The organism is Candidatus Thermoplasmatota archaeon, from assembly GCA_030018475.1.
Lineage (GTDB): Archaea > Thermoplasmatota > JASEFT01 > JASEFT01 > JASEFT01 > JASEFT01.
Map to the genome: position 1 here is coordinate 1 of JASEFT010000097.1, position 1655 is coordinate 1655.

2 protein-coding genes are annotated in these 1655 nt (G+C 35.6%); both read left to right on the forward strand.

Annotated elements, in window-relative coordinates; all coding sequences use genetic code 11:
* Positions 1–337: 337 nt before the first annotated feature.
* Entirely contained in the window at positions 338–538 is a 201-nt protein-coding gene (locus QMD21_07675) for a hypothetical protein (protein ID MDI6856641.1), read from the forward strand.
* A gap of 34 nt (positions 539–572) precedes the next feature.
* Positions 573–1586 carry a CPBP family glutamic-type intramembrane protease gene (locus tag QMD21_07680; GenBank protein MDI6856642.1) on the forward strand — a complete coding sequence of 338 codons (1014 nt, stop codon included), beginning with the start codon at positions 573–575 and terminating at the stop codon, positions 1584–1586.
* Positions 1587–1655: the final 69 nt, after the last annotated feature.

Sequence of the window (1655 nt, forward strand, 5' to 3'; positions counted from 1 at the left end):
ATAATCGCTGGTATTAAGCCGAGGAAAGTAAAAGGGAGGTTACGAAGTGGTATGAGAAGTAATAAAGAACGTCGTAAAGCTATAAAGGAATATTTTAAAGTGCTATATTTTAACACCTATTAATGGTATAAGTATCGCTAATATTAACTCCATTTATGACCTGATCGTTGTTTAGATGTTTCCTTACTTGTTGTATATAAACTATAACTTCTTGTTATTTTGAGATAAGAGAGATACCCTAATTGCTCAAGATATCTTTCTTATGCTCAGTTTCTGAGTTGGTAAATGACCCCGTTAACAATTTATACTCAGAGTAACATTACAGGACGATAAGACTATGGGACAAATAAAAAAAGCTTCTATTGTTGCAACAAAGACGCTCAAAATTAAGAAGGGCATTCTATGGCTAAGAGAAAGAAAGAAGATTCCTCTCGAAGTAGTGGAGGATTTTGAGTGGAGGCTAAACGATTTTGAGAGGTTTATCAATTACATAATATTTGTAAAGCCTTGCCCCCCATCTCTTTTCGAAGATTTATAATTTAATCTCTGCATTACTCACTAGCTTCGTCCAAATGAGAATAATCAAAAAAACTAAAGAAAAGAACAAGATTACTGTTCGGAAAACTTTATCTAACCTTCTCAGGATATGGCTTCTCCTTTTAGGAATTTGGGGAGTGATTAGATATTTTGCTGCCGAGTTTACAAAGATAAGCGATATTAATTTTTTTGTTTTTCAAATAATATTTCAGCCGTTAGTGTGGGTCTTCCCTCTCCTTCTCTATATAAAGTTTTACGAGAAAAAGAATGTCTCTTATCTTGGACTGATAAAAAAGAATGCTTTTATAAGCATAGTTATAGGACTAACACTAGGTATTGTTGAGTATATACTAATTCAGTTACTCTCCGCGTATTTCCTACATTTATTTGGCTACATAGACTTCTCTACAATTCACATATGGATAAATCCTCAGTATTCAATTACTATGTGGATCGTATTAATGACTTTAACGGTTTTTCCAGTGATCGCTTTTTCAGAAGAGCTTTTTTTTAGAGGCTTTATTCAGACGCGAGCAACGGAAGCGATAAGTCCTTTAAAAAGCATCTCTTTATCCGCGTGTCTATTTGTGGTTGCTCATCTTCCGAGAGTTATTATTGTCCATCGGTACAATTTTAGTATGGCGGCCTGTTATTTAGTCGATCTGTTTCTCTTCGGAATACTTGTAGGTTATTTCTTCTACAAATTTAAAAACTTATTTGGATGTATCGCTTGGCATGGTATATCTGATTGGCTATTATATGTTTGGGTATTTGAATTTAAGTGGTTGGGTAAAAGTCCACCGTACGAAGAAAGTTGGGCACTTCTTCCTGCTTCCATCAGCTATCTAATATCTTTTGTAATCATCATATTTCTCATCCACCTCAGCTTTATCATAGTGCAAAGGTGGCAGAAAAAACCAAAACGTGTAACATCACGACCAATAACAGCTCAATGCCCCTACTGCCAAACAACCTTCCAAATCACGCTAACTAAAAAGCCTTTGAAAGTCAAATGCCCTAAGTGCGGTAAGAAAAGCATGCTGAGATGACTTAAGATAGGGTAAAACAAGTAAAGCCCACCCACCTACACCCCTAGATTAGGTGGTAGCACAGGTTCT